We start from the raw sequence: 17,715 nt of genomic DNA, 5'->3' as shown, positions 1-17,715 counted from the left end.
GATGCATCGACAAAAGAGGTCCCTCGACTACGCCGCCCTTCGGGCGGCTCCGCTCGGGATGACGGGAACGTAGCCTCAGGCCGCCCGGCGGGGCGTAAGCAGCCGGCCGTACAGGTTCGACAGCGCCGGCCAGAACAGGGCAACCAGGCCCAAAACCATGATCGTGCTGACCAGGGCGTTGGAGAAGAACACCCCCAACCCGCCCTGGGAGATCAGCAGCGACTGGCGGAAGGATTCCTCGGCCTTGTCGCCCAGCACGATGGCCAGCACCAGCGGCGCCAGCGGATAGTTGCACTTCTTCAGGAAGTAACCGGCGACGCCGAACACCAGCATCATCACCACGTCGAAGGTGTTGTTGTGCACCGTGTAGGCGCCGATGGCGCAGATCACCAGGATGATCGGGGCGATGATGCTGAACGGCACGCGCAGAATGGCGGCGAAGAACGGCACCATGGTCAGCACGATGATCAGGCCGACGATGTTGCCGAGATACATGCTGGCGATCAGGCCCCAGACGAAGTCCTTCTGCTCGACGAACAGCAACGGACCGGGCTGCAGGCCCCAGATCAGCAGGCCGCCCAGCAGCACGGCGGCAGTGGGCGAGCCGGGCACGCCGAGCGACAGCATGGGCAGCAGCGCCGAGGTGCCGGCGGCGTGCGCCGCCGTCTCGGGCGCCACCACGCCCTCGATCTCACCCTGGCCGAACTTGTCGCCGTTGCGCGAGGTGCGCTTGGCGATGCCGTAGCTCATGAACGACGCCGGTGTGGCACCGGCGGGCGTGATGCCCATCCAGCAGCCGATCAGGCACGAGCGCAGCGAAGTCATCCAGTAGCGCGGCAGCTCCTTCCAGGTCTGCCACACGACGGTGGGGTTGATGCTGGCCGCCTTGCCCCTGAAGGACAGCCCTTCCTCCATGGTGAGCAGGATCTCGCCGATGCCGAACAGGCCGATCACGGCGATCAGGAAGTCGAAGCCGCTCAAAAGCTCGGTCGAGCCGAAGGTCAGGCGGAGCTGCCCGGTCACCGTGTCGGTGCCGACGGCGGCGAGCACAAAACCCAGCATCATCGCTGCGATGGTCTTGGTCGGCGGCTCCTTGCCCATGCCGACGAAGCTGCAGAACGCCAGGAAGAATACCGAGAACTTCTCCGCCGGCCCGAACTGCAAGGCAAAGCTCGCCACCAGCGGGGCGGCAAGGGTGATGACGATGACGGCGAACAGCGCGCCGACGAAGGAGGAGGTGAAGGCGGCGGTCAGCGCCTCTCCGGCCTTGCCGTTCTGCGCCATCGGATGGCCGTCGAACGTCGTGGCAACCGACCATGGCTCGCCCGGGATGTTGAACAGGATGGAGGTGATGGCACCGCCGAACAGCGCACCCCAGTAGATGCACGACAGCAGGATGATGGCCGACGTCGGCGGCATGCTGAAGGTGAGCGGCAGCAGGATCGCCACACCATTGGCGCCGCCAAGCCCGGGCAGCACGCCGATGATCACGCCCAGCACGATGCCGATCACCATGTACAGCAGGTTCTGCCAACTCAACACGACGGCAAAACCGTGCATCAGATCGCCAATACTCTCCATCCCACGACCCTTTTTGCCTTTGTCGGCCTTACAGGCCGAGCAGTTCCTCGATCGGCCCCTTGGGTAGCGGTACGAGGAACCACATTTCGAACGTGGCGTATGTCAGCACCGGCAGGGCGATGCTGATGGTCAAGGTCAGCAGCCAGCCGTAGCGGCCGATCCAGCGCATGAAGCCGGCGATCAGCAGGGCCGACGCGAGATAGATGCCGGTCCAGGGGATGACGCCGACATAGATCGTGAGCGGCACCACCACCTTGAGGACCTGGGTGAGCTCGAACCAGCTCGCGAAGAGCTTGCGGCTGCCGTGGCTGTAGGCGCGCACCAGGTTGTAGAGGCTGGACGCGACGACGATCAGCCCGATCCAGAAGGGAAAGAAGCCAGACTTCGGCCCTTCCGCCCCCCAGCCGATGCCGACCTGCAGGCTGCCGATGACGGCGATGATCCCCAGCATGGCCATGAAGGCGGCAACGCCGACCTCCACGAGATGCTGGCGAGGTCCGCGCGATGAACCGTCAGGAGAATCCGACATGAAGTAGGGGCCCTTGTACGCTCAGCGACCGTGCCGGGAGGATGGCATCGCTCCCAGCACGATTGACCTGCAATTCGCGATCAATTCGTCGCGAGGAAGCCAGCTTCCTTCATCAGGTCGCGATGGCGCTTCTCCTCGGCCTCGACCCACTTGGTGTAGTCAGCACCGCTCATGAAGGACTGGTTGAAGGCGCCGTCGGCCATGAGCTGCGCCCACTCCGGCGTCGCGCGTACCTTCTTGAACAGCTCGACATAGTAGTCGACCGCATCCTTGGGCGCGTTCGCCGGCATGAAGATGCCGCGCAGCATCAGGTACTCGATGTCGAGGCCCTGGCTCTTGCAGGTCGGGATGCTGGACCATGACAGGTCGCCCGCGATCTTCTCCTTGCCGCTGAGCGGCTTGCTATCGAACACGCAGAGCGGCCGGACCTTGCCGCCGCGCCACTGCGCCACCGCCTCGATCGGGTTGTTGACCGTCATGTCGACATGCTTGCCGACAAGCTGGACGGCGACCTCTCCGCCGCCCTTGTAGGGAACGTAGGTGATCTTGGTGCCGGTCGCCTTCTCGAGGGCGACGGTGATGATCTGGTCTTCCTGCTTGGAACCCGTGCCGCCCATCTTGAATTGGCCCGGCGGGGCGGCCTTCATGGCGGTCACCAGCTCGGCGACGGTCTTGTAGGGCGAATCGGCATTGACCCACAGCACGAACTCGTCGAGCGCCAGCATCGCCACCGGCGTCATGTCCTTCCACGAGAAGGGAATGCCGGTCGCGAGCGGCGTGGTGAACAGGTTCGACAGGGTGATGACGAGCTTGTTCGGGTTGCCCTTGGAGTTCTTGATGTCGAGGAAGCCTTCGCCGCCGGCACCGCCGGCCTTGTTCACGACGACCACGCTCTGCTTCATCAGGTTGTGCTTGGTGATGATGCCCTGGATCATGCGCGCCATCTGGTCGGCGCCGCCGCCGGTGCCGGCAGGTACGATGAATTCCACGTTGCGTGTCGGTTCCCAGGCGCTCGCCGGTGTAACGTAGAGGCTAGCTGCCAATGCCGTCATGGCGACAGCAAGCGTCCGCCTACGGAGCGTGTGAGTCATGAGCTTGGTTCCTCCCGAAGCACATTTTTGTGCTAATTCTCTCAAAACTCTACAATGATCCCGATGACGGGTCGAGCGCCGGCGAACCAATGATCGACAAGCTCGAGTTCCTCATCGCCTTGGCGCGGGAAAAGAACTTCGGCAAGGCGGCCGAGCAGTGCGGCGTGACACAGCCGACTTTTTCCGCAGGCATAAAGCAACTTGAGGACACGCTGGGCGTAATGCTCGTGCAGCGCACGTCGCGCTTCCTCGGATTCACCGCCGAGGGCGAGCGCGTGCTCGACTGGGCGCGCACCATCGTGGCCGACACGCGGGCCATGAGGCAAGAAGTGCGCACCCTCAAGCAAGGGTTGAGTGGCCATCTCAAGATCGCCGCGATCCCGACGGCGCTCGCCATGGTCTCAGCCTTGACCACGCCCTATCGCGCCAAGCATCCCAACGTGAAGTTCACGATCCTGTCGCGGACGTCGAGCGACGTCCTGTCGATGCTCGAGAACCTCGAGGTCGATGCCGGCCTGACCTACATCGACAACGAGCCGCTGGGCCGCATGCGCGCCGTGCCGCTCTATCTCGAGCAGTACCGTCTGCTGACCTCAGCCGACAGCCCGCTGGGCGAGCGCGATCAGGTGACTTGGGCGGAGGTCGCACGCATCCCGCTTTGCCTGCTGACGCCGGACATGCAGAACCGGCGCATCATCGACAGCCTGCTGCACGCCGCCGGCGGCCGGCCCGAGCCCACGCTCGAATCCAATTCCATGATCGTGCTGTTCTCGCACGTGCGCACTGGCCGCTGGGCCAGCGTGATGCCGGAAAAACTCGCCAATACCCTCGGCCTGACTGAACGCCTGCGCTCGATCCCCATCGTCGAGCCCGAGGCTGTTCATCAGATTGGTCTGGTTGTCCCGCCGCGCGAGCCCATGACACCTTTGGTGTCGGCGCTCGTTGCTGAGGCGACCCTTTTGGCGACCCAGCTGGCGTGACCCTGAACTATTACTGGTATGTCTCGTCAATGGTTCACAATATTTAGTCTGGGCCATAGGCGAATGTGGCGATAGAAGACCCAATCGATAGATTTGTTCTATCGCAGCACGCGTTAGCTTTATTGCTTGCGGCCTAAGCACGGCCCAATAAGTGGGCAGTGATGGCCGGAGGGTCCGGTCGGTAGCCATTTTGGAGTGTTCCGGCATGGCGGCGTGGAACGAAGCGCAGGCCAACGATATTATCGGCCGCCACGCGGGTCGCGAAGGTGCGCTGCTGCCCATCCTTCACGACATCCAAGCCGCGTTCGGGCATGTGCCGGCGCCGGCGGTGCCCGTCATCGCCCACGCGCTCAATCTCACCCGAGCGGAAGTTCACGGCGTCGTCTCGTTCTATCACGACTTTCGCGACAAGCCGGCCGGCCGCCATGTGCTGAAGCTCTGTCGCGCCGAGGCCTGCCAGTCGGTCAATGGCGAGCGCCTTGCGAAGCAGTTCCTCGATCGCTTCGGCGTCGAATGGGGCGGTACCACGCCCGACGGTCGGCTCACGATCGAAGCCACCTACTGCCTGGGCCTCTGCGCCTCGGGGCCGTCGGCGATGCTCGATGGCGAGGTGATCGGGCGGTTGACCAAGAACTCGATCGACGACATCGCGCGCGAGGTCGGGTGATGGCCACGCGCATCTTCGTTCCCCGCGATGCCGCGGCCCGCGCCGTTGGCGCCGACAAGGTCGCGGCGGCGATCGCTGAGGAGACCAAACGCAAAGGCCTGTCGGTTGAGATCGTGCGCACCGGGTCGCGCGGCCTGTTCTGGCTGGAACCGCTGATCGAGGTCGAGACGGCGGGCGGCCGTATCGGCTTCGGACCGGTGACGGCTAAGGACGTGGCGAGCCTGTTCGCCGACGGCCTGCCGGCTGCGTCCCATGCGCTGTGCGTCGGGCGTCCCGAAGAGATCCCCTTCCTCAAGAAGCAGACGCGCATCACGTTCGCGCGCTGCGGCATCGTCGATCCGCTGTCCCTGGCCGACTACCGCGCCCACGGCGGCTGGCGCGGGCTTGAGCGGGCGCGAAGCCTTGGCCCAGCGGCGACCGTCGAAGAGGTCACCAGGTCCGGACTGCGCGGCCGCGGCGGCGCGGGCTTCCCGACCGGCATCAAATGGAAGACTGTCGCCGATACCGCTGCCGACCGTAAGTACATCGTCTGCAACGCCGACGAAGGCGATTCGGGCACCTATGCCGATCGCATGATCATGGAAGGCGATCCCTTCGTGCTGATCGAAGGCATGGCGATCGCAGGCTTCGCGGTCGGCGCCACCAAGGGCTACATCTACATCCGCTCCGAATATCCCGACGCCATCCGCGTCATGGAGCGCGCGATCGTACTGGCCGAGGGCGAGGGCCTGCTGGGGGCGGAAGCGAAGTTCGACCTCGAAGTGCGCGTCGGCGCCGGTGCCTACGTCTGCGGCGAGGAGACCTCGCTGCTGGAGAGTCTCGAAGGCAAGCGTGGCCAGGTGCGGGCCAAGCCGCCGTTGCCGGCGCACAAGGGCCTGTTCGGCAAGCCCACGGTCATCAACAACCTGATCTCGCTCGCTACGGTCCCGTTCATCCTGGCCGACGGCGCAGAGCGCTATGCGGCGCTGGGCGTGGGCCGGTCGCGCGGCACCATGCCGATCCAGCTGGCCGGCAACGTCAAGCATGGCGGCCTGTTCGAGGCGGCGTTCGGCCTGACCCTGGGTGAGATCGTCGAGGATATCGGCGGCGGTACGCGCAGCGGTCGGCCGGCGCGCGCCGTGCAGGTCGGCGGACCGCTCGGCGCCTACTTCCCGCGCAAGCTGTTCGACACGCCGTTCGACTACGAAGCCTTCGCCGCCCTCGACGGGCTGATCGGCCATGGCGGCGTCGTGGTGTTCGACGACACGGTCGACATGGCGCACCAGGCGCGCTTCGCGCTGGAATTCTGCGCCATCGAATCCTGCGGCAAGTGCACACCCTGCCGCATCGGCTCGGTGCGCGGCACCGAGACCATGGACAAGATCATCCGCGGCGAGCGCGTCGAGGCCAATCTCGCGCTGGTCACCGACCTCTGCCAGACACTGAAGTTCGGCTCGCTGTGCGCCCTTGGCGGCTTCACGCCTTATCCGGTGATGAGCGCCATCCGGCATTTCCCCGAGGATTTCGACCGCCCGCGCCTTCAGGCTGCGGCGGAATAGGAGCAAGCCATGTCTCTCGTTCACGAGACCGATTACGGCACGCCAGTCAGCAAATCGTCGGAGATGGTGACCCTCACTATCGACGGCCAGCCGGTCACGGTGCCTGCCGGCACCTCGATCATGCGCGCGGCCATGGACATCGGGACCAAGGTGCCCAAGCTCTGCGCCACCGACTCCGTCGACGCCTTCGGCTCCTGCCGGCTCTGCCTGGTCGAGATCCAGGGCCGGCCCGGCACACCCGCCTCGTGCACCACGCCGGTCGGCGCCGGCATGGTCGTGTCGACCCAGACCGAGCGGCTGAAGCAGATCCGCAAGGGTGTGATGGAGCTCTACATCTCCGATCACCCGCTCGACTGCCTGACCTGCGCCGCCAACGGCGACTGCGAATTGCAGGACATGGCGGGTGCGGTCGGCCTGCGCGACGTGCGTTACGGCTACGACGGCGAGAACCACACCAAGCAGGAAAAGGACGAGTCGAACCCGTATTTCACCTTCGATCCGTCCAAGTGCATCGTCTGCTCGCGCTGTGTGCGTGCCTGCGAGGAAGTGCAGGGCACGTTCGCGCTCACCATCCAGGGCCGCGGCTTCGATTCCAAGGTGTCGGCCGGCATGGCCGAGCCGTTCGTCGATTCGGAGTGCGTGTCGTGTGGCGCCTGCGTGCAGGCCTGTCCGACGGCGACGCTTTCCGAGAAGAGCCTCATCGAGATCGGCCAGCCCGAGCATTCGGTGGTGACGACCTGCGCCTATTGCGGCGTCGGCTGCAGCTTCAAGGCCGAGATGCGCGGCGAGGAGCTGGTGCGCATGGTCCCCTACAAGGACGGCAAGGCCAATCGCGGGCATTCCTGCGTGAAGGGACGGTTCGCCTGGGGCTACGCCAACCATCGCGAACGCATCCTGGCGCCGATGATCCGCGAGACCATCGACCAGCCGTGGCGCGAGGTGACCTGGGAGGTCGCCATCAACCGCGTCGCCTCCGAGTTCAAGCGCCTCCAAGCCAAGCATGGCCGGCTGGCGATCGGCGGCATCACCTCGTCACGCTGCACCAACGAGGAGACCTACCTCGTCCAGAAGCTGGTGCGCGGCGGCTTCGGCAACAACAACGTCGATACCTGCGCCCGCGTTTGCCATTCGCCGACGGGCTATGGCCTCCGGACCGCCTTCGGCACCTCGGCCGGCACGCAGGATTTCGATTCGGTCGAGCATACCGACGTCGTGCTGATCATTGGCGCCAACCCGACCGACGCGCATCCGGTGTTCGCCTCGCGCATGAAGAAGCGGCTGCGCCAAGGCGCCAAGTTGATCGTCATCGATCCGCGCCGCATTGACATGGTGCGCATGCCGCACATCGAGGCCCAGTACCACCTGCCGCTGCGTCCGGGCACCAATGCCGCGATGCTGAACGCGATCGCCCACGTCATCGTCACCGAAGGCCTGGTGAACGAGAAGTTCGTCCGCGACTACTGCGATCTCGATGCCTTCGAGTACTGGGCGTCCTTCGTGGCGGAGCCGCAGAACAGCCCCGAGACCGTCGGCCTGATGACCGGCGTGTCGGCCGAGTCGATCCGTGGCGCCGCTCGGCTCTACGCCTCCGGCAGGAACAGCGCGATCTACTATGGCCTCGGCGTCACCGAGCACAGCCAGGGCACGACGGCGGTGATGGCGCTGGCCAACCTCGCCATGGCGACCGGCAATCTTGGCCGCGAGGGCGTGGGCGTGAACCCGCTGCGCGGCCAGAACAACGTCCAGGGTTCGTGCGACATGGGTTCGTTCCCGCACGAGCTCTCGGGCTACCGCCATATTTCCGACGACGCCACGCGCACCATGTTCGAGAAGCTCTGGGGCCGCCCGCTCGATGCCGAGCCCGGCCTGCGCATTCCCAACATGTTCGACGCGGCGATCGACGGCACCTTCAAGGGCATCTACGTGCAGGGCGAGGACATCCTGCAGTCCGATCCCAACACCAAGCACGTCCAGGCGGCGCTGGCGGCGATGGAATGCGTCGTCGTACAGGACCTGTTCCTGAACGAGACGGCGAACTACGCCCACATCTTCCTGCCCGGCTCGACCTTCCTCGAGAAGGACGGGACCTTCACCAACGCCGAGCGCCGCATCAACCGCGTGCGCAAGGTGATGACGCCCAAGAACGGCATGGCCGACTGGGAGATCACGCTCGCCATCGCCAAGGCGATGGGCTTCGAGATGCCCTACAGCCATCCGTCCGAGGTCATGGACGAGATCGCCCGCCTGACGCCGACCTTCGCCGGCGTCTCGTTCGACCTTTTGGACAAGGTCGGTTCGGTCCAGTGGCCGTGCAACGAGAAGGCGCCGCTCGGCACGCCGGTCATGCACATCGGCGGCTTCGCCCGCGGCAAGGGCAACTTCATGATCACCGAGTACGTGCCGACCGACGAGAAGGTCGGCCCGCGCTTCCCGTTGCTGCTCACCACCGGCCGCATCCTCAGCCAGTACAATGTCGGCGCCCAGACGCGGCGCACCGACAACGTTGTGTGGCATGAGGAGGACGTGCTGGAGATCCATCCGCACGACGCCGAGGAGCGCGGCGTGCGCGACGGCGACTGGGTGAAGCTCGACAGCCGCGCCGGCGGCACGACGCTCAGGGCCAGGATCACCGATCGCGTGGCGCCGGGCGTGGTCTACACGACCTTCCACCACCCCAATACGCAGGCCAACGTGGTCACCACGGACTTCTCCGACTGGGCGACCAACTGCCCCGAGTACAAGGTGACCGCCGTGCAGGTCTCGCCGTCCAACGGACCCAGCGAGTGGCAGCGCGAGTACAATGAGCAGGCCGAGCACAGCCGGCGCATCGCCAAGGTGGCGGCGGAGTAGGGCCATGTCCTCGACGCTCGACAGGCTGGTGATGATGGCCAACCAGATCGGCCGGTTTTTCACGCCGCAGCGCGGAGGCGACGCCGTCGCGGGCATTGCCGACCATCTGGAGAAGTTCTGGGACCCGCGCATGAAAGAGAACATCGTCGCCCACTGGCGGGCCGGCGGCGCGGGGCTGGACGGACCTGTTCGGGAAGCGATCGGGAGGCTAAAGGAGGCGAAACGCGGGGCGCCTCTTGAAGCCGGCCGGTGACCTGACGATCGTCTTCGACCAGGCAGGTACGCACGCCCAGTTCGTGCGCGACCACCTGGACTTCTTCAATGTCGGCGCCACCGGCGTTTCGGCCTACTACGCCGTCCACTATTTCCTGAAGAACGACCGGGCCGAGGTTTTAGGCGGACTTCTGGGCAGCATCTGGGGTGGCTGGCTGCACATCTCGTATCTCTGGATCGACGAGGCCGTCCGCGGCCAACGCTGGGCGACCAGGCTCATGGACCAGGCCGAGGCCTATGCCCGCGAGCGGGGCTGCCATTCGGTGCAGCTCGACACCCATTCCTTCCAGGCGCGGCCGTTCTACGAGGGTCGGGGATACGAGGTGTTCGGAACCCTCGACGACTATCCCAAAGGTCACCAGAAGTTCTTTCTCAGGAAGAAACTGTAGAACCATATCCCGCTTGATCCGCGAGGCGTAACCCGTTCTGATTGCGGGGCGAATTTCCTCGTTCACCGCCCATTTTGAGGACGAACGGCCATGACCAATGACAACCCGGAAAACAAGTGGATCGGCAAGCGCACCCCCCGGCCTGACGGCGCCGACAAGGTGACTGGACGGGCGGCCTATGCCGCCGATACCACCATGCCCGGCATGATCTGGGGCAAGGTGCTGCGCAGCCCCCATCCGCACGCCCGCATCAAGTCGATCGACACCTCGAAGGCCGAGAAGCTGCCGGGCGTCATGGCCGTCATGACCTCCAAGGACATCGTCGATTTCCCGATCGACAAGGGCCCTGTGATGCTGGGCATCCAGGACATGCGCTGGATGTGCCGCAACGTCATGGCGCGCGAGAGGGCGCTGTTCCATGGCCACCCGGTCGCCGCCGTCGCCGCCACCACGCAGGCGGTTGCCACCGAGGCGCTGAAGCTGATCAAGGTCGACTACGAGGTCCTGCCCTGGGCGATTAGCGTCAAGGACGCGATGAAGCCCGACGCCACGCCGCTCCATGATCACGTCAAGTTCGACGGCAGGCCCTCGAACATCGCCGGCACGCTGGAGCACAAGAAGGGCGATGTCGAAGCCGGCTTCAAGGAAGCCGACGTCATCGTCGAGCGCAGCTTCGATACCGAGGCGGTGCACCAGGGCTACATCGAGCCGCACGCCTGCCTGGTCAGCGTCGTCGACGGCAAGGCCACGATCTGGAGCTCCAGCCAGGGCCAGTTCATGGTCCGCGCCATGTCAGCGCTGCTGACGGGCATGCAGCAGAGCGACATCCGCGCCATCCCCGCCGAGATCGGCGGCGGCTTCGGCGGCAAGACCATCGTCTATCTCGAACCAGTGGCGCTGGTACTGGCGAAAAAGTCGGGCCGGCCGGTCAAGATGGTGATGTCGCGCGAAGAAGTGTTCCGCGCCTCAGGCCCGACCTCGGGCTCGATGAGCAAGGTCAAGATCGGCGCCAAGAAGGACGGCACGATCGTCGCGGGCCAGGGCACCTACTGGCTGCAGGCCGGCGCGTTCCCCGGCTCGCCGATCCGCGGCGCCGCCGGTTGCGCCTTTGGGCCCTACGACATCCCCAACGCCCATACGCTGGGCTACGACGTCGTCTCCAACCGCTCCAAGGTCGCGGCCTACCGCGCCCCGGGTGCGCCGATCGGCGCCTATGCCGTGGAATGCGTGCTCGATGAGCTGGCCGAAAAGCTCGGCATGGATCCGCTCGAGCTGCGGCTCAAGAACGCTGCCAAGCAGGGTACCAAGGCCGTGCATGGTCCGGTCTATCCGGTCATGGGCTACCAGGAGACGGTGAAGCAGGCGCTCGACCATCCGCACTACAAGGCACCGCTCGGTCCCAACCAGGGCCGCGGCGTGGCGAGCGGCTACTGGTTCAACGCCGGCGGAGAATCGAGCGCCCAGATGAGCGTCAACGAGGACGGCTCGATCGTTGTGATGACCGGCCATCCCGACATCGGCGGCTCGCGCGCCTCGACGGCCAACATCGCCGCCGAGCTTCTGGGCATCGACCACAGCAAGATCCAAGTGCTGATCGGCGACACCAGCAGCATCGGCTTCTCGAACCTCACCGGCGGCAGCCGCGTCACCTTCGCCTCGGCGATGGTGGTCACGCAGTCGGCGGAGAAGGTCATCAAGACCCTGTGCGAGCGCGCGGCCAAGATCTGGAAGATCGAGCCCGAAGCGGTGACCTGGGACAACGGCTTTGCCCGTCCGGCCGGCGACAACGCCGGCAAGTTCGAGCCGCTGTCGCTCGCCCAGATCGCCGCCAAGGCGAGCGAGACCGGCGGCCCGATCGGCGCCGGCTCATCGAGCAACACGGCGGGAGCCGAAGGCGGCTTCAGCACGCATATCTGCGACGTCGAGGTCGATCCCGACACCGGCCGCGCCTGGGTGACGCGCTACACGGCCTTCCAGGATGTCGGCCGCGCCATCCATCCCGACTACTGCGAGGGCCAGATCCAGGGCGGCGTCGCCCAAGGCATCGGCTGGGCGCTGAGCGAGGAATACATCTACACCAAGGACGGCAAGCTCGATAACGCGGGCTTCCTCGACTATCGCATGCCGGTGATGTCCGACCTGCCGAAGCTCGATGCCGTGATGATCGAGATCCCCAACCCGAAGCATCCGCAGGGCGTGCGCGGCGTCGGCGAGGTGCCGCTGGTCCCGGTGATGGCCGCCGTCGCCAACGCCATCCACGGCGCTCTCGGCCTCAGGCTCTACAGCCTGCCCATGTCGCCGCCGAAGGTGCTGGAGGCCCTGGAGCCCGAGCCACTGGCACGGGCTGCCGATTAACACTGTCACCCCGAGCGAAGCGAGGGACCTTTAAGGCAACGCAAAAGGTCCCTCGCTCACGCTCGGGATGACAGGTTCACTCCACGAAGTCCCAGGTCTTCCCGTTGAAGCGCTGCAGCTTCATGTACTTGATGACCCGGTAGTCGGTGGCGCTTGTGTTGATGGTGCTGCCGGGCAGCAGCAGCGGCAGGCGGAAGTCCTTCAGGCTCGCCGCCTGCTTCATGATGTTCTCGCGCGTGAGGTCGTCGCCGGCTTGGCGCAGCACCTGCTCCAGCGTCTTGGCGTACATGTAGCCGGCCTCGTTCAGGCTGTCGTTGATGTCGGCTTGCGGTAGGTTCTCCTTCATCCAGGCGAAGAACTCCTTCACGTCCTCGTCATTGGCCCAGCGCGGATCGGTGACGTCCTTCAGGAAGCCGGCCGACAGGATGCCCTTGGACTTTTCCAGGCCCGCCGGCTTGAAGGTCGCGCCGACCGAGGCGGCGCCGAGATGCAGGTAGGTGGTGGGCTTCCAGTTGAGGTCGTCGAGCTTGGAGATCGATTGGGCGGCCTGCTTTGAATAGGTGAACAGGAAGAGCGTGTCCGCGCCCGAGTTCTTCAGCGTGATCAGCTGGCTGTCGACCGTCGGGTCGGTGGCCTGGAAGTTCTGGCTGTCGACGATCATCTTTTTCGCCTTGTCGCCGAGCGCCGCGGTCAGCCCGTGCAGCATGTCCTTGCCGAAATCGTCGTTCTGGTAGAGCACGGCGATCTTGGCGTCAGGACGGCTCTTCAGCAGGTGCTCGGCATAGAAGGCAGCCTCGGCCTGAAGGTTCGGCTGCCAGCCCATGGTCCAGGGAAAGTGAGCCGGATCGTTGAACGCCGTGGCGCCGGCGGCGATGAAAAGCTGCGGCACCTTTTTCTGATTGAGGTACGGCCGGACGGCCATGTTGAGCGGTGTGCCCAGCACGTTGAACACCACGGCGACATCGTCGCTCTCGACGAGCTTGCGCGCGTTCTCCACGGCTTTGGGTGGCGAGTATCCGTCATCGAGGCTGATGAAGTTGATCTTGCGGCCGTTGATGCCGCCCTTGGCGTTCAGCGACTTGAAGTAGGCGGTCTCGGCCTTGCCGATCTGTCCGTACGCAGAAGCCGGGCCGCTGTAGGGAATGCTTTGGCCGACCTTGATCTCGGCCGCCGACGTGCCGGGACCGTATTTCGCCTGCGCCATCGCGCCGGCCGACCATAGAGCGACAACAACGGCGGCACCCGTGACGAGCTTTGACATCGTTTCCTCCTTTTCTTGTGAAGGAAGCATAGGCATCCGTGCCGCGCTGCCGCACGCGCAAGCGCCAAAGCAATTTCGCGTTCCGGCTTGTTCTTACGAGCGGAAGTGCCGCTCGTACTGCTCGACGTGAGGCGAGAGGTCTGACCAGTCCCGCCGCGATTTCAGGAAGACGTGGCGGAACTTGTAGCGGTCCGATGTGATCCATGCCGGATCGTCGAACGCGCCGGCGGGCAGGGTGCGCACGCCGGGCACCGCCTCCAGCGTGAAGCCGAGGTTGGTGCCACAGCGGCGGCAGAACGCGACTTCCAGCCAGCGGCCCGACTCGTCAGAGATGTGCCGGTAGCGGGCGATTTCTCCGCCTGTCATCTCGACCTGACCGTCGCTGAACACGACTTCGGTGCCGAATGCCGTGCCGGTGCGGCGCTGGCACCAGGTGCAATGACAGATGGTCACGCGCGACGGCTCGCCCGTCGTATTGAAGCGAACGGCGCCGCACATGCATCCGCCGGTGTGCTGCATCACCTGATGCCGAGCTCGCGCAGCTTCTTGTCGAGCGACAGGAGGTCGGACCAGCTCTGCCGTTTGCTCGCGGGCGTGCGCAGCAAATAGGCGGGATGGAAGGTCGGCAGGGTTGGGACGGTGCTGCCGTCATCCAGCGCAAGGTTCGTCCACTTGCCGCGCAACCGCATGATGCCTTCGGTCGTGTCGAGCACCGATTTGGCCGCCGTGCCGCCGGCCAGGACCAGCACCTTGGGCTTGGCAAGCTCGATGTGGCGGCGCGTGAAGGCCATGCAGACCGCCTGTTCGGCCAGCGTCGGCGTGCGATTGCCGGGCGGCCGCCAGAACAGGATGTTGGTGATGTAGAGATCACGCTCGCGGCTCATACCGATCGCATCGAACATGCGGTCCATGAGCTGGCCGCTCACGCCGACGAAAGGCTTGCCCAGGCGATCTTCGTCGGCACCCGGCGCTTCGCCGACGATCATCACCGGCGAGCCGACGACGCCGTCGGCGAACACCGTGTTCTTGGCCGTGCGCTTCAGCGCACAGCCCTCGAAGGCGCGCACCGCCGCCTCGAGCTCTTCGACGCTGTTGCAGCGTTGCGCGAGGGCCCGCGCGTCCTCGACGAGCTGCGGCGATTCGATGGGAACCGGACCACGAAGCGGAGTGGGGGCCGCGGGCAGGGGCCGGATCGGCGTTGGTGCGGCTGGCGCTGGCGGCTGCACTGGCAGTGGCGCCGCCTGCGGTGGCGGTGCAGCGAAGCGGTCGATCGCCTCCTCGCCGATGGCCTCATCGATCCCCTGATCGACATACCATCGGAGCAGCGATTCGATGTCTTCTCGGGCGATCGTCTGGTTCATGACAGGCGTTTGAGGAAGGCGCCCAGGATCGGCGCCCACAGGGCCGCATCGGCGTGGCTCGCCATGTGGCCCTTGTTGGTCGGCAGTTCAACGTAGGTGACGTCGATGCCAGCCTTGCGCATGTCGCTCACATATCCGGGGCTGAGCGCGATGTCGAACAGCTTGTCTGACGGCGACTGGACGTAGAGCACCTTGGCGGTCTTGAGCTTGGCGTAGTCGGCGGTGATGTCGAAACTGCCGATCGCGCGGCGCAGCGTCACCATCGAGTGCCCGTCATAGATCTGCGACCACGCCTTGGCGTTGGCCCGGATCGCTGCCTCGCGCGCCTTGGGATCGGGCATGGTCTCGGCCAGGATCTCGTTCTGGCCGTAATTCATCAGCGTCTCGAAGCGGAGCTCCTCGAGCGTGCGGGCGATGCCGCCATTGTCGTAGTACCAGCCGCCGTTCCAGTTGGGATCGCTGGCCAGGCGCTTCTGCAACGTCTCCAGCCGGTCGAGGCCACCCGGCGAGCGCGGCGCCGTCACCGACGGCACGATCGCCTTCATGAAGCCGGGATAGGAGGCGGCCCACTGGAACGACTGGAAACCGCCCATCGACGGCCCGATCACCGCGACCAGGCCTGTGAGCCCCAGTGAATCGACTAAAAGCTTCTCGGCCGCCACGATGTCGCGCATCGTGATCTCGGGGAAGGTCGGCCCATAGGGCTTGCCGGTGCGCGGGTCTTTGCAGTTGGGGCCGGTGCTGCCGTGCGCCGATCCCAGGGCGTTCACCGACACCACGAAATAGCGGTTGGTGTCGACTGCCTTGCCGGGACCGATCAGGCCGTCGAACCAGCCGGCCGCACCCTCGGCGACGCCGCGTCCTTGCTTGCCGGGTGCATTGCGGCCTGCGGCGTGATGGCTCGATGTGTAGCCGTGCACGATCAGGATCGCGTTATCGCGTTCAGGCGACAGAGTGCCGTAAGCCTCGTAGGCGAGCTCCAGCACGGGCAGTGATTGCCCGTTTTCCAGCCGGAAATCACGGCTAGTGAAGAGTTTGCTCTCAATTCCAGTCAGCTCTGCCACGGGAATTCCCCTTTTCGCTGGGTGGCGATTTGCCCCCCAACAGGCTATCTACGATTGAAGGATCGTCGCCTCGCGGCGGCGCGTCCATGTTGAAAAGGCACTGCAGAGCGAGACGGGAATGGCGCGCGAGTCGATGGAATATGACGTGCTGATCGTAGGCGGCGGCCCGGCCGGGCTGTCGGCGGCGATTCGCCTCAAGCAACTTGCCGCCGAGCGCAACCACGAAGTGTCCGTCTGTGTGATCGAGAAGGGCTCCGAACTCGGCGCCCATATCCTGTCGGGCGCCGTGGTCGATCCGATCGGGCTGAACGAGCTGATCCCCGACTGGAAGGAGAAGGGCGCACCGATCGAGACCCAGGTCACCGACGACCAGTTCCTGTTCCTGACCAAGGGCAACTCCTACCGCTTCCCCAATTTCCTGATGCCGCCGCTGATGAACAATCACGGCAACTACATCGTCAGCCTGGGCGACGTCATCCGCTGGCTCGGCCAGCAGGCCGAGGCGCTGGGCGTCGAGATCTACCCGGGCTTCGCCGGCGCCGAGGTTCTCTACAACGAGGACGGCTCGGTGAAGGGCGTCGCCACCGGCGATATGGGCATCGGCAAGGACGGCAAGCACAAGGACAACTACACGCCGGGCATGGAGCTGCATGCCAAGTACACGCTGATCGCCGAGGGCGTGCGCGGCTCGCTGGCCAAGCTGCTGATGGCCAAGTTCGACCTGCGCACCGGTGTGGATCCGCAGAAGTTCGGCATCGGGCTGAAGGAGCTGTGGCAGGTCGATCCGACCAGGTTCAAGAAGGGCCTGGTCGTGCACTCGCAGGGCTGGCCGCTCAGCGAGACCGGCAGCCACGGCGGCTCGTTCATGTACCACTTCGGCGACAATCTCGTCGCCATCGGCTTCGTGATCCATCTCGAGTACGAGAACCCGTATCTGTCGCCGTTCGACGAGTTCCAGCGCTTCAAGACACACCCCGACGTCGCCAAGTACCTGCAAGGCGGCAAGCGCCTGGCCTACGGTTCGCGCGCCATCAACGAAGGCGGCGTGCAGTCGGTCCCGAAGCTCACCTTCCCCGGCGGCGCGTTGATCGGCTGCTCGGCAGGCTTCGTGAACCTGCCGCGCATCAAGGGCAGCCACAACGCCATCAAGAGCGGCATGCTGGCCGCCGAGGCCGCGTTCGAGGCGCTGGCCGGGGGCAAGACCGGCGGCGACGAGCTGATCGCCTATCCGGTCAAGGTCAAGGCGTCGTGGATCTGGAAGGACCTCGACAAGGTGCGCAACGTGAAGCCCGCGCTGCAGTGGGGCACCACGCTGGGCACGCTCTATGGCGGCATGGACATGTGGCTGCACGATCTCGGCATCCGCGTGCCGTGGACGATGCGTCACAAGAAGGCCGATCACGAGTGCCTGCGGCCGGCCGCCGAATTCCAGCCCATCCAGTATCCCAAGCCCGACGGCGTGCTGTCGTTCGACAAGCTGTCATCGGTGTTCCTGTCGAACACCAACCACGAGGAGGACCAGCCGGTCCATCTCAAGCTGCGCGATCCGTCGATCCCGATCGCGGTCAACCTGCCGCTCTATGCAGAGCCAGCGCAACGCTACTGTCCGGCCGGCGTTTACGAGGTGGTTACTTCCGACAACGGCCAGCCGCGTTTCCAGATCAACGCGCAGAACTGCGTCCACTGCAAGACCTGCGACATCAAGGATCCGGCGCAGAACATCGATTGGACGACGCCCGAAGGTGGCGGTGGCCCCAACTATCCCAACATGTGAGC

At 65.3% G+C, this 17,715-nt stretch carries 15 protein-coding genes; 8 read left to right on the top strand and 7 right to left on the bottom strand.

All coding sequences use genetic code 11. The features are described 5' to 3' along the window. Nucleotides 1-75 precede the first annotated feature (75 nt). The 3 genes from RSO01_RS28315 to RSO01_RS28305 form a co-directional block, all read right to left on the bottom strand. Complete coding sequence (locus tag RSO01_RS28315; RefSeq protein WP_147153817.1) at nucleotides 76-1,581, bottom strand: tripartite tricarboxylate transporter permease; 1,506 nt, start codon at nucleotides 1,579-1,581, stop codon at nucleotides 76-78. Nucleotides 1,582-1,609: 28 nt separating this feature from the next. After that, nucleotides 1,610-2,110 (bottom strand): tripartite tricarboxylate transporter TctB family protein, encoded by a 501-nt coding sequence (locus RSO01_RS28310; RefSeq protein ID WP_147153815.1) that lies wholly within the window; start codon nucleotides 2,108-2,110, stop codon nucleotides 1,610-1,612. Nucleotides 2,111-2,190: 80 nt separating this feature from the next. Further along, on the bottom strand, nucleotides 2,191-3,201 hold the full coding sequence (locus RSO01_RS28305) for a Bug family tripartite tricarboxylate transporter substrate binding protein (RefSeq protein ID WP_147153813.1): 1,011 nt from the start codon (nucleotides 3,199-3,201) through the stop codon (nucleotides 2,191-2,193). A gap of 89 nt (nucleotides 3,202-3,290) precedes the next feature. Here RSO01_RS28305 and RSO01_RS28300 point away from each other — a divergent pair, with 89 nt between their 5' ends. The 7 genes from RSO01_RS28300 (at nucleotide 3,291) to RSO01_RS28270 (ending at nucleotide 12,253) form a co-directional block, all read left to right on the top strand. Next, on the top strand, nucleotides 3,291-4,181 hold the full coding sequence (locus RSO01_RS28300; protein WP_147153811.1) for a LysR family transcriptional regulator: 891 nt from the start codon (nucleotides 3,291-3,293) through the stop codon (nucleotides 4,179-4,181). 205 nt (nucleotides 4,182-4,386) lie between these two features. After that, nucleotides 4,387-4,848, top strand: a complete 462-nt coding sequence (locus tag RSO01_RS28295; RefSeq protein WP_147153809.1) for a formate dehydrogenase subunit gamma — start codon at nucleotides 4,387-4,389, stop codon at nucleotides 4,846-4,848. Beyond that, complete coding sequence (locus RSO01_RS28290) at nucleotides 4,848-6,386, top strand: formate dehydrogenase beta subunit (RefSeq protein WP_147153807.1); 1,539 nt, start codon at nucleotides 4,848-4,850, stop codon at nucleotides 6,384-6,386. Before RSO01_RS28295 ends, RSO01_RS28290 begins: the two co-directional genes overlap by 1 nt. Nucleotides 6,387-6,395: 9 nt before the next feature. Next, nucleotides 6,396-9,236: a formate dehydrogenase subunit alpha gene (gene fdhF / locus RSO01_RS28285; protein WP_147153805.1), complete on the top strand. Its 2,841-nt coding sequence runs from the start codon at nucleotides 6,396-6,398 to the stop codon at nucleotides 9,234-9,236. Nucleotides 9,237-9,240: 4 nt separating this feature from the next. Continuing rightward, nucleotides 9,241-9,489 carry a formate dehydrogenase subunit delta gene (locus RSO01_RS28280; RefSeq protein ID WP_147153803.1) on the top strand — a complete coding sequence of 83 codons (249 nt, stop codon included), beginning with the start codon at nucleotides 9,241-9,243 and terminating at the stop codon, nucleotides 9,487-9,489. Continuing rightward, nucleotides 9,473-9,898 carry a GNAT family N-acetyltransferase gene (locus RSO01_RS28275; protein ID WP_218037482.1) on the top strand — a complete coding sequence of 142 codons (426 nt, stop codon included), beginning with the start codon at nucleotides 9,473-9,475 and terminating at the stop codon, nucleotides 9,896-9,898. The genes RSO01_RS28280 and RSO01_RS28275 overlap by 17 nt, the downstream gene beginning before the upstream one ends. A gap of 90 nt (nucleotides 9,899-9,988) precedes the next feature. After that, nucleotides 9,989-12,253, top strand: coding sequence for a xanthine dehydrogenase family protein molybdopterin-binding subunit (locus RSO01_RS28270; RefSeq protein ID WP_147153802.1), 2,265 nt, complete (start codon nucleotides 9,989-9,991; stop codon nucleotides 12,251-12,253). Between the two features lie 76 nt (nucleotides 12,254-12,329). Here the strand turns inward: RSO01_RS28270 and RSO01_RS28265 are convergent, their stop codons facing one another. The 4 genes from RSO01_RS28265 to RSO01_RS28250 form a co-directional block, all read right to left on the bottom strand. Next, the gene (locus tag RSO01_RS28265) at nucleotides 12,330-13,514 is read right to left on the bottom strand and encodes an ABC transporter substrate-binding protein (protein ID WP_147153800.1); all 1,185 of its coding nucleotides are present in this window, start codon (nucleotides 13,512-13,514) and stop codon (nucleotides 12,330-12,332) included. A 93-nt stretch (nucleotides 13,515-13,607) separates the two neighbouring features. After that, entirely contained in the window at nucleotides 13,608-14,033 is a 426-nt protein-coding gene (locus RSO01_RS28260; RefSeq protein ID WP_147153798.1) for a GFA family protein, read from the bottom strand. Next, nucleotides 14,033-14,875 (bottom strand): uracil-DNA glycosylase, encoded by an 843-nt coding sequence (locus RSO01_RS28255; protein ID WP_147153796.1) that lies wholly within the window; start codon nucleotides 14,873-14,875, stop codon nucleotides 14,033-14,035. Before RSO01_RS28255 ends, RSO01_RS28260 begins: the two co-directional genes overlap by 1 nt. Next, nucleotides 14,872-15,939 carry an alpha/beta fold hydrolase gene (locus RSO01_RS28250; protein ID WP_170303413.1) on the bottom strand — a complete coding sequence of 356 codons (1,068 nt, stop codon included), beginning with the start codon at nucleotides 15,937-15,939 and terminating at the stop codon, nucleotides 14,872-14,874. The genes RSO01_RS28255 and RSO01_RS28250 overlap by 4 nt, the downstream gene beginning before the upstream one ends. A 118-nt stretch (nucleotides 15,940-16,057) precedes the next feature. On the opposite strand from RSO01_RS28250, the gene RSO01_RS28245 reads away from it, so the two are divergent. Beyond that, nucleotides 16,058-17,713, top strand: a complete 1,656-nt coding sequence (locus RSO01_RS28245) for an electron transfer flavoprotein-ubiquinone oxidoreductase (protein ID WP_147153792.1) — start codon at nucleotides 16,058-16,060, stop codon at nucleotides 17,711-17,713. Nucleotides 17,714-17,715 lie beyond the last annotated feature (2 nt).

The sequence above is a fragment of the Reyranella soli genome, assembly GCF_007992495.1.
GTDB lineage: Bacteria > Pseudomonadota > Alphaproteobacteria > Reyranellales > Reyranellaceae > Reyranella > Reyranella soli.
This window is presented reverse-complemented; position numbering and strand designations above follow the sequence as displayed.

Bases quoted from the DNA above. Each gene is read 5' to 3' on its own strand.
- RSO01_RS28265 (WP_147153800.1), bottom strand. From the start codon at position 13,514: ATGTCAAAGCTCGTCACGGGTGCCGCCGTTGTTGTCGCTCTATGGTCG.
- RSO01_RS28310 (WP_147153815.1), bottom strand. From the start codon at position 2,110: ATGTCGGATTCTCCTGACGGTTCATCGCGCGGACCTCGCCAGCATCTC.
- RSO01_RS28255 (WP_147153796.1), bottom strand. From the start codon at position 14,875: ATGAACCAGACGATCGCCCGAGAAGACATCGAATCGCTGCTCCGATGG.
- RSO01_RS28245 (WP_147153792.1), top strand. From the start codon at position 16,058: ATGGCGCGCGAGTCGATGGAATATGACGTGCTGATCGTAGGCGGCGGC.
- RSO01_RS28290 (WP_147153807.1), top strand. From the start codon at position 4,848: ATGGCCACGCGCATCTTCGTTCCCCGCGATGCCGCGGCCCGCGCCGTT.
- RSO01_RS28315 (WP_147153817.1), bottom strand. From the start codon at position 1,581: ATGGAGAGTATTGGCGATCTGATGCACGGTTTTGCCGTCGTGTTGAGT.
- RSO01_RS28295 (WP_147153809.1), top strand. From the start codon at position 4,387: ATGGCGGCGTGGAACGAAGCGCAGGCCAACGATATTATCGGCCGCCAC.
- RSO01_RS28305 (WP_147153813.1), bottom strand. From the start codon at position 3,201: ATGACTCACACGCTCCGTAGGCGGACGCTTGCTGTCGCCATGACGGCA.
- RSO01_RS28280 (WP_147153803.1), top strand. From the start codon at position 9,241: ATGTCCTCGACGCTCGACAGGCTGGTGATGATGGCCAACCAGATCGGC.
- RSO01_RS28270 (WP_147153802.1), top strand. From the start codon at position 9,989: ATGACCAATGACAACCCGGAAAACAAGTGGATCGGCAAGCGCACCCCC.
- RSO01_RS28300 (WP_147153811.1), top strand. From the start codon at position 3,291: ATGATCGACAAGCTCGAGTTCCTCATCGCCTTGGCGCGGGAAAAGAAC.
- RSO01_RS28260 (WP_147153798.1), bottom strand. From the start codon at position 14,033: ATGCAGCACACCGGCGGATGCATGTGCGGCGCCGTTCGCTTCAATACG.
- fdhF (WP_147153805.1), top strand. From the start codon at position 6,396: ATGTCTCTCGTTCACGAGACCGATTACGGCACGCCAGTCAGCAAATCG.